9 protein-coding genes are annotated in these 9,603 nt (G+C 44.5%); 6 read left to right on the forward strand and 3 right to left on the reverse strand.

Annotated elements, in window-relative coordinates:
• The first annotated feature begins 211 nt into the window (after positions 1–211).
• From IM456_RS11510 to IM456_RS11535, 6 genes are all read left to right on the forward strand, one after another.
• Positions 212–460, forward strand: a complete 249-nt coding sequence (locus IM456_RS11510; RefSeq protein WP_002736552.1) for a type II toxin-antitoxin system HicB family antitoxin — start codon at positions 212–214, stop codon at positions 458–460.
• Positions 461–462: 2 nt separating this feature from the next.
• On the forward strand, positions 463–678 hold the full coding sequence (locus IM456_RS11515; RefSeq protein WP_002797028.1) for a type II toxin-antitoxin system HicA family toxin: 216 nt from the start codon (positions 463–465) through the stop codon (positions 676–678).
• A 205-nt stretch (positions 679–883) separates the two neighbouring features.
• Entirely contained in the window at positions 884–1,081 is a 198-nt protein-coding gene (locus IM456_RS11520) for a hypothetical protein (protein ID WP_002797026.1), read from the forward strand.
• 86 nt (positions 1,082–1,167) lie between these two features.
• On the forward strand, positions 1,168–1,395 hold the full coding sequence (locus IM456_RS11525) for a hypothetical protein (RefSeq protein ID WP_287693276.1): 228 nt from the start codon (positions 1,168–1,170) through the stop codon (positions 1,393–1,395).
• Complete coding sequence (locus tag IM456_RS11530) at positions 1,383–1,523, forward strand: hypothetical protein (RefSeq protein WP_172970480.1); 141 nt, start codon at positions 1,383–1,385, stop codon at positions 1,521–1,523. Before IM456_RS11525 ends, IM456_RS11530 begins: the two co-directional genes overlap by 13 nt.
• A gap of 105 nt (positions 1,524–1,628) precedes the next feature.
• The gene (locus IM456_RS11535; RefSeq protein ID WP_002758288.1) at positions 1,629–1,808 is read left to right on the forward strand and encodes a hypothetical protein; all 180 of its coding nucleotides are present in this window, start codon (positions 1,629–1,631) and stop codon (positions 1,806–1,808) included.
• Between the two features lie 818 nt (positions 1,809–2,626).
• Here the strand turns inward: IM456_RS11535 and IM456_RS11540 are convergent.
• The 3 genes from IM456_RS11540 to nifJ all read right to left on the reverse strand — a co-directional run bounded on the left by IM456_RS11540 (position 2,627) and on the right by nifJ (position 8,875).
• Positions 2,627–3,835, reverse strand: a complete 1,209-nt coding sequence (locus tag IM456_RS11540) for an ATP-dependent 6-phosphofructokinase (RefSeq protein ID WP_287693277.1) — start codon at positions 3,833–3,835, stop codon at positions 2,627–2,629.
• Positions 3,836–4,292: 457 nt separating this feature from the next.
• Positions 4,293–5,318: a dihydroorotate dehydrogenase-like protein gene (locus IM456_RS11545; protein ID WP_287694850.1), complete on the reverse strand. Its 1,026-nt coding sequence runs from the start codon at positions 5,316–5,318 to the stop codon at positions 4,293–4,295.
• Between the two features lie 2 nt (positions 5,319–5,320).
• On the reverse strand, positions 5,321–8,875 hold the full coding sequence (nifJ, locus tag IM456_RS11550; RefSeq protein WP_287694852.1) for a pyruvate:ferredoxin (flavodoxin) oxidoreductase: 3,555 nt from the start codon (positions 8,873–8,875) through the stop codon (positions 5,321–5,323).
• Positions 8,876–9,603: the final 728 nt, after the last annotated feature.

The following is a 9,603-nucleotide window of genomic DNA, read 5'->3' on the forward strand; positions in this document are numbered from 1 at the left end:
ATAAGACTTTTGGACTTTTTTCCCCTCAAAAAGTGCCAGCCATTGCGGGGATCGGGGGAAAATTCAGGTACTTTTTCCCTGAAAATTAGGTAGTTGACCACCTCAAAACTGGTAAAACCCCACACCCCACACCCCACACCCCACACCCTGCCCCCAGGAAAAGCTTTTTCAGCAAACCCTAGTTACATATTATGGAGATTTAGAGAAGAAAATGATCTTACTCAATTATTGTGAAAAAGCTTTACAAAAAGCACAATACAAAAGGCTAAATGACGGTACTTGGTTTGCTGAAATAGAAGGCTTTCAAGGCGTTTGGGGAAATGGATTGACCGTTGAAGAATGCCGTCAAGACTTACTAGAAGTTCTAGAAGAATGGATCATTTTAAAATTACAAGATGGCGACCCTTTACCTATCATAGATGGATTAGAAATTAAAGTTACAACAGTTGCAGAAGTTTAGTTATGCCATCAGCAATTTCTCGCAGAAAATTAATCAGAAAATTGAAAGCTTTAGGTTACACAGGACCTTTTTCTGGTAGTAAACATCAATTTATGAAAAAGGGTCAACATAAAATTCGCATCCCTAACCCTCATGGAAATCAAGAAATCTCTATAGATTTAGTTAAGGAAATTCTCAAACAAGCGGGTATTAGTGATGAAGAATGGGACAACAGTTAAACAGTATTGGTTATATATTTAGGATTTGATCTTTATGATTCTTTTCATATCGCTTCCGCCGAATATGCTAGGATAGACGTATTGCTAACCACCGATGACAGATTACTTAGAAAAGCCATAAAATACAGTAAATTATTGCAAGTAAAATTAGATAATCCTGTTACTTGGTTAATGGAAACTTTGCTATTACAAGTAGATGAAAACAATGACACCAATTGAGCTAAGACAAAAAGGCTATCAAGCATTAGTTAAAGAATTAGGACAAGTCGATGCTATTCGCTTTTTACAAGATACTGGATGGGGTTTTGGTGACTATACTCAAGAACGTCAACAGACCTTAAAAAATGTGACAAGAGCCGATTTTTGGCAAGATATTCAGGAGATTAGAAGTAAGCAGAATTAAATTTAATAGTGAAGGAAAATTAGTTGGCAAGGAAAAGTAGTTCACGATACGATAGACATTGGAATCAAATAGCCAAAGAGATAACAATGGCTAAAATCTCCATTTTTTTACCCGATGAACTGGTTAATTACCTAAACCAGAAAGTAGAAGATAAAAGCATTTTCATCGCCTCAATTTTACAACAATGGCGACAACAACAAGAAGCAGAAGAACTCGCCCAAGCTTTTTTAGCAGTAGATGAACTAGAATTAGTATGGACTGACGAATGGCAAACAGCAGCGATTATCAACTCGGAAGCATTATGGCTGAAGTAAAACTTAAATCTAAGCATCTAAACTCCTTAAAAAAATTTATTGAAGACGCATTAACCGAAAGACCGCAAGAACTTCAAGAAGGAATTAAGCGCACCCAAGAACGAATAACTTTTTTTGAAAATAAGTAGCTGGTTATAATTAAATTAAAAATGGATTTTAGCTTCGATCCCCCCTGCCCCCTTGATAAGGGGGGTGCCGATCCCCCCTGCCCCCCTTGATAAGGGGGGTGTCTGATGATTTTTAACGCCTACCTACTTAAGTATCAAATGCAGACACAAGAATTTCTCAGACGATTTGAAAACAATGAATTGCAGCATACCTTAGACTTTGATGAATGGATGGGAGAAGCTTGGATGCTAGAAGCTTTACTGCAAGACAAAGAAGAAATTGAGGAGATAGAATTTGTTGATTAATGACTATTTTCAAGAGATTAGACATCTCATTGAAGCTTGTCCAATAGTTCAATCTTATAACCTCATCACTGATAGTAGAAGTCTTTATGTAGGGTTTGCGGCAAAAAGTACGGGCGAAGCATTCGGATAGGAAATCTACGGTTTCACCGATAGGTTATGCCCGAATGCTTCGCCCCTACAGGACGCGGGCCGATAATAAAAGTTTATGCTCAGAAAATTAATTAGGGCTGGCTGAAAAAGTACGGGCGAAGCATTCGGATAGAAAATCTCTGGTTTCACCGATAGGTTATTGCCCGAATGCTTCGCCCCTACAGGACGCGGGCCGATGAAGACGCAAGGTTTTGAACGACGATTCTCTCAAAATCTTGCACCTGTTTCGCGAGAAAAGCCACAAATTTGACAGAAAAGAATTTGATTCGTCGGGTTGAGAAGGATATACAGTTCGGGTTTATAATAATAAAAGTTTATGCTCAGAAAATTAATTAGGGCTGGCTGAAAAAGTACGGGCGAAGCATTCGGATAGAAAATCTCTGGTTTCACCGATAGGTTATGCCCGAATGCTTCGCCCCGAAGATGCAAGGTTTTCAACCACGATTCTCTCAAAATCTTGCACCTGTTTCGCAAAATAGGCCCCTAAAACCCTTACCTCGTCTATATTTCACATTTATTCAGCAAGCCCTAATTACACTCTTTAAAAAAGTTTCTTTATTTCGACAGTAGCCGTCAGTATCTTTCGTAATTGTAAGGTTGAGAAATATCTAATCTTAACCAATTAAAAAAGCGAGAAAGTATTAGCAACCCTTCTCGCTTTATTATCACTAAACCAACGCCTCCACAGCTTGCGGAACTACTGCCGTCTCAGTTGTGGGATTTTCCCCTAGGTAAATTCCCAAAGAACGGGCTGTTTTCACAATAAAACCCTCAGGATCCACGGGATAGGCACAGCGATTTTCTTGATGACATTGTTTGATAATTTTGATCACTGGTTTCAGGGGCAAACTACGCACTTGTCCCCCGCGCCAAATCACCACGCGATCAAGTTTACCCTGTTCGATTAATTCTACGGCCTTAATGCCGAAAGCCGTGGCCAAGAGTCGATCCATGGCCAAAGGAGGACGACTTCTTTGCAGGTGTCCCAAAGACATGGCCCGCACATCCATGGAATTGAGATAACAGAAGACGGGATCGGTAACGCACAAAGAGCGAGTTTTGTCAAATATTAATTTTTCTAAATAATCGGCAATATACTTCTCTTTTTGGTTATCTTCGTTTTTAACACCCTCAGAAATCACAATGAGAGCGAATTTACGACCTTGAGCGCGTAATTCTGCCAAATGACGACAACAACCGTCGATAATTTCGGGAGTGAGAGCAGGGGTTAATTCGGGAATAAAAATCGCATCGGCCCCCCCGGCAATCCCAGCATGAAGAGCTAGATGACCGGCATCTCTACCCATCACCTGCACAATCATCACCCTTTCGTGACTAGCGGCGGTAAAGGTGAGATCATACAAAGCTTGAGTAACGATATCGACGGCAGTGGTAAAACCGACTGCCCATTCCGTATAGGGAACGTCATTATCGATGGTTTTGGGAACCGCGATAATATTCCAGTTGCCTTTCTGGGCGAGATCGTAGATGATATCGATGCTCCCATCGCCCCCAACGACGATCAGGGCATCTAATCCCAGCATTTCGTATCCTTGCAGGATTTTCGTGGCAATTTCTGGGTTTTCGGGATGTCCTTTGCTCAAAGAACCCAAAACACTACCACTAAGAAACTGCAAAACGTCTAATCCTTTCAAGACCCCGGGTAGGTTATAGCCATGCTGAGTCAGGATTAAATCTTCGGGGTGATATTTTCCCTCGGCAATCTGCATAAAACCGTCGGTCCCGTAGGGAATGCCGTACACATCCCAACCCTTGAGTTTTGATGATTTCACCACGGCACGAATTACCGCGTTTAACCCCGGGCAATCGCCACCACTGGTCAGAATGCCGATTTTTTTCTTTTGATTCTCGTTCATGGTTATATCCTCCTGGATTTTTTTGTCAGTTATCAGTTATCAGTGATCAGTGATCAGATGTAAGTTTTCAGTTTTCAGTTAAGTAGCTGGTTATAATTAAATTAAAAATCGATTTTAGGTTCGATCCCCCCTGCCCCCCTTGATAAGGGGGGTGCCGATAGGCGGGGGGATCCCCCTTGATAAGGGGGGTGCCGATAGGCGGGGGGATCCCCCTTGATAAGGGGGGTGCCGATCCCCCCTTAATCCCCCTTGATAAGGGGGGTGCCGATCCCCCCTTAGTCCCCCTTGATAAGGGGGGTGCCGATAGGCGGGGGGATCCCCCTTGATAAGGGGGGTGGCTGATAATTTTTAACGCCTACCTACTTAAGTTTTCAGTTCACTGATTACTGTTTACTGATTACTGGACGGCTACGCCGTGCCTTTGGCAACACTGAAAAAAGCTCCCCACTTCCCACTTTTATTTACTGGTGGTTTGAAAACGTTTCCAAACAGGTTCGTAACTTTGCAGAGCTTTCATATACTGTACCCGTTCAAAAGCGGTCGGATCTGGACAATTCATTTGACTCATACTGCCAATTAACTGCTCGATCGATTCGTACTCATTTTCTTCCAACCAATGCAATAAACCCTGTTCGATCTTGGTAATTTCCTCCAAACCGTGGCGTAATAAAACACTAACTAACATGGTCACTTTTGCCCCCACCATCATCATTTTGATCACGTCGATGGCGTTATGAATGCCACTGGTAGCGGCAAAATCCGTCGGTACACGACCGTAAAGCATGGCAATCCAGCGCAGGGGTAAACGCATTGCTTGGGGATTACTGAGGATAATATTGGGGTGAACATCCAAGGTTTCTAAGTCGATATCCGGCTGATAGAAACGGTTAAATAATACCAACCCATCGGCCCCCGCTTCCGCTAATTGTTTAGCCATATTGGCCGTATTGCTAAAGTAGGGACTTAACTTCATCGATACGGGAATTGATACCTCCGATTTGACAATTTTGAGGATATCAATATAGTTTTGTTCGACGTGATTTCCGGTTAATTCCAGGTCGTTGGGAACATAATAAACATTCAACTCCAAAGCATCAGCGCCCGCTTGTTGAATTTGAATGGCATACTCTAACCATCCCCCAGAGGTCTCACCGTTGAGACTGGCAATAATGGGAATATCGACCATTTCTTTGGCTTTGCGAATATGGTTGAGATATTCGTCGGAACCAACGTGAAAAACCTCCGGTTCGGGAAAATAAGTCAAAGCTTCCGCAAAACTCTCGGCTCCGTGGGTAAAATGATGGTGTAGAGCCAGTCTTTCCTGTTTAATCTGCTCCTCGAAAAAGGAGTGTAAAACCACGGCAGCGGCTCCGAAGTCTTCCATTTTCTTGATATTGTCGATATCCTCGCTCAAGGGTGCGGCCGCACCGATGACTAGCGGCGATCGCAATTGTAAACCCATGTAGGTAGTGTGTAGATTCATAACTATTCGTTGCTCCCTGTACCTTTTGCTGCTAAATACTGATACATTTGCCAGCGCGTATCCACATCTGCTTGTGCTTCTTTGAGCAGACGTTTAGCTTCCTCCGGCTTACTGGTGGCCAACATCTTAAAGCGATTCTCCGAGTAGAGAGTTTGCGCTACGGTAAGCTTAGGCGCACGGCTGTCCAATTGCAGGGGATTTTTGCCTTCTTTAGCTAAATCGGGATGATAACGGTACATTAACCAGCGACCGCTTTCCACCACTTCTTTTTGATGGTTCATGGCGGTGGTCATGTTGATCCCGTGAGCAATACAGTGAGAATAGGCGATAATTAACGATGGCCCGTTGTAAGCTTCCGCTTCTAGGAAAGCTTTGATAGTTTGCTCGTTTCTTGCCCCCATAGCCACGCTGGCCACATAGACATTACCGTAGGTCATGGCCATTAAACCGAGGTCTTTTTTCGGTCCTGGTTTGCCACCAGAAGCAAATTTAGCTACGGCGGCCCGAGGAGTAGCTTTCGAGGCCTGGCCGCCCGTATTCGAGTAAACTTCCGTATCCATGACCAAAATATTCACATTGCGACCACTGGCTAAAACGTGATCTAAGCCACCATAACCGATGTCGTAGGCCCAACCGTCACCCCCGACAATCCAGACGCTTTTCTTGACCAGATAATCGGCCACGGATAACAACATTTTCACCTGCGTGGTCGGGGTTAATTGCCCTAAACGGGATTTTAGGGCCTCTACCCGTTGCCGTTGTTCGTAAATTTCCGCTTCATCGACTTGGTGACAATTGAGAATATCTGCCGCTAGACTTTCTCCGATTTCACTAGCAAGGGTTCCTAACAGTTCTGCGGCAAATTCTGCCTGTTTATCGATGGAAACTCGGAATCCTAAGCCAAATTCGGCATTATCTTCAAAGAGGGAATTCGACCAGGCCGGCCCGCGACCTTCGGCGTTAACTGCCCAGGGTGTTGTCGGTAAATTACCTCCGTAGATAGATGAACAACCGGTGGCATTAGCCACTATCATGCGATCGCCAAATAGCTGACTGACTAATTTAACGTAGGGAGTCTCACCACAACCGGCACAAGCGCCGGAAAACTCAAAGAGAGGTTCCTGCATTTGCTGGTGGTTAATTTTGTTGAGATTTAGGCTTAATCGGTCTGGATTAGGCAAATTAAGGAAGAAATCCCAGTTAACTCGCTCCTGTTCCCGTAGGGGCAATTGGGGAGCCATATTAATCGCTCTTAGACGCGGTTGCGATTTGTTTTTAGCGGGGCAAACATCAACACAGAGACCGCAACCGGTACAATCTTCGGCGGCCACTTGGATGGTGAATTTTAGCCCTTTCCAGTCGTGATCCTTGGCATTAGCGACTTTAAAGGTTTCCGGGGCCGTGGCTAATTCGGCCTCATCATAGACTTTCGAGCGAATAACGGCGTGGGGACAAACGAGAACGCATTTACCGCACTGAACACAGACATCTGCATCCCAAACGGGGATTTCTTGGGCAATATTGCGTTTTTCCCATTGGCTAGTGGCGGTGGGATAGGTCCCATCGTTGGGAAGGGCGCTAACGGGCAATTCATCCCCGTGACGGGCGATAATTTTGCCGAGGACTTCTCGGACGAAAGCGGGTGCGGTGTCGGGGATTGGAGGTCTTAATTCCAAGGCTTCCGGGGTAACAGTGGCGGGAATTGGCACTTGATAGAGGTGTTCTAGGGCAGAATCCACAGCTTTGATGTTCATCTGCACGATTTCTTCCCCTTTCTTGCCGTAGGTCTTGCGGATAGCTTTTTTAATTTGTGCGATCGCGTCTTCCCGCGACAAAACCCCCGCTAGGGCAAAGAAACACACCTGCATCACGGTATTAATCCGACTGCCCATCCCCGCTTCTTTGGCTACTTGAGTGGCATTAATCGTATAAACTTGCAGATTTTTGTCGATGATAGTTTGCTGGAGATGGCGGGGTAGGTGACTAAATACCTCCTCTGGTGGATAGGGACTATTGAGGAGAAAAATTGAGTTCGATTTAGCGGTTTCTAGCAGATCAAATTGTTCGACAAATTCCCACTGATGACAGGCGATAAAGTTAGCATCGGTGATTAAATAGGTAGAGCGAATCGGCTCCGGACCAAAGCGTAGGTGAGAAACGGTGACGGAGCCAGATTTTTTGGAATCATAGACGAAATAACCCTGGGCATAATTATCAGTATCTTCACCGATAATTTTAATTGAATTTTTGTTAGCTCCCACCGTACCATCGGAACCTAAACCGTAGAAAACTGCCCGCACTACTTTGTCTGGTTCGGTGGAAAAACTGCGGTCATATTCCAGACTGGAAAAGGTAAGATCATCAACGATACCAATAGTGAAGTGATTTTTCGGTTTGTCGAGACTTAAGTTATCAAATATACCAGCAACCATGGCTGGAGTAAATTCTTTGGAAGATAAACCGTAGCGTCCTCCGACAATTTTCGGCAGCTTACCTTCGTACTCTTCCATAAAGGCATTTACCACGTCTAAATATAGCGGATCGCCCCCGGCACCGGGTTCTTTACAGCGATCTAAAACGGCTATTTTTTTCACTGTGGTGGGCAAAGCTGCCAGTAATTTTTCGGCGGCAAAGGGACGATAGAGACGAACTTTTAAAACCCCAACTTTAGCCCCATTTTGATTGAGATAATCGACGGTTTCATGGACGGTTTCCCCTCCCGATCCCATTAACATAATCACTCTTTCGGCATCGGGCGCACCGTGGTATTCATAGAGATGGTATTGCCGTCCTGTTAATTGGGCAAAACGATCCATAATTTTTTGAGTGATATCGGGACAAGCATGATAGAAAGGATTGACGCTTTCCCTTGCCTGGAAATAAACATCGGGATTTTGTGCTGTGCCTCGTAACACCGGTCGATCGGGAGTTAAAGCTCTTTGACGATGGGCAATAATTAGGTCTTCATCGATCAGTTCTTTGAGAATTTCATCGCTAATTAATTCGACTTTTTGCACCTCATGACTGGTACGAAAACCATCAAAAAAGTGCAGAAAAGGAAGCCGCGTTTCTAGGGTGGTAGCCGTGGCAATAGCCGCCAGATCTTGAGCTTCTTGAACGGAATTAGCTGCTAACATCGCCCACCCCGTACTTCTGGCAGACATAACATCACTATGATCCCCAAAAATTGACAATCCTTGGGCTGCTAAAGCACGGGCCGCCACATGGACCACTGAAGAGGTTAATTCCCCCGCAATTTTGTAGAAGTTGGGGAGCATTAATAATAATCCCTGGGAGGAAGTGAAAGTGGTAGTTAAAGAGCCTGTTTGTAGCGCTCCGTGCAGGGTTCCCGCTGCCCCACCTTCGCTCTGCATTTCGATTACGGAAGGGATGGTTCCCCAGAGATTAGCTCTCCGTTCGGCCGCCCAACTATCGGACCATTCACCCATAGGCGAGGAGGGAGTGATAGGATAAATAGCGATTACTTCACTGAGACGATAGGCAACGCGCGCAACAGCTTCGTTACCATCTATGGTTGCATAGGTTTTTGTGGTCATGTGTTCCCCTTAGTTTTTACGATATTTGTCGGGATTTTAAGTTTTTTTACGGCTCAATTTCGCACTAAATATCCTCTCGTTTCCCTGACAACCGAAGGATTTTCTTGAGCGTCGCTTTTGACTCCCTATCTACTATTGGACGCTTACGGCAGACAGGCTTAAGTAGAGCAATTTTTCTGTCTCCACCTCGATCATTATCCAGATTCTGGGCTTTCTAGCAATTCGTTATTTTTTCTTAATACGCTGCTGAGTTTGCCAGCAACCGACCCTGGGATTAATTAATATTCAGAATTGAGATAAAAATTAATGATACTTTTTAAAAAAAAGTGCTAGGTCAGAAGATAAGCTGTTGACTATCTAAATTACTCGTTAAGACTGTCTATGAGCAGGGAGAAGGAATTATGAATTATGAAGTGGGGAGATGGGGAAACTTTTCAGTTATCAGTGAACAGTAATCAGTAATCAGTGAACCGATACAGCCTTTCTCGTCAAGGTGAAGCACAGATTAACCCTTGCTAATCAAGTATTTTAGCCGCAAGAACGAACCTCATCTATCTGAGAAACGCTGTAACTCGCATCTGATAACTGATAAGGGACTTGCGCTTTGATAATGTACCTTTTGGGCGAACGCAGTTCGCCCCTACATTGTGGACAAAATCCGTTACTGTAGGGGCGCAAAGCTTGCGCCCTCCGATCGATTGGGATATTATTCCCACGCAAGTCCCTAA

Origin of the sequence: Microcystis sp. M079S1 (genome assembly GCF_020246425.1) — a bacterium.
Classification (GTDB): Bacteria; Cyanobacteriota; Cyanobacteriia; order Cyanobacteriales; family Microcystaceae; genus Microcystis; species Microcystis aeruginosa.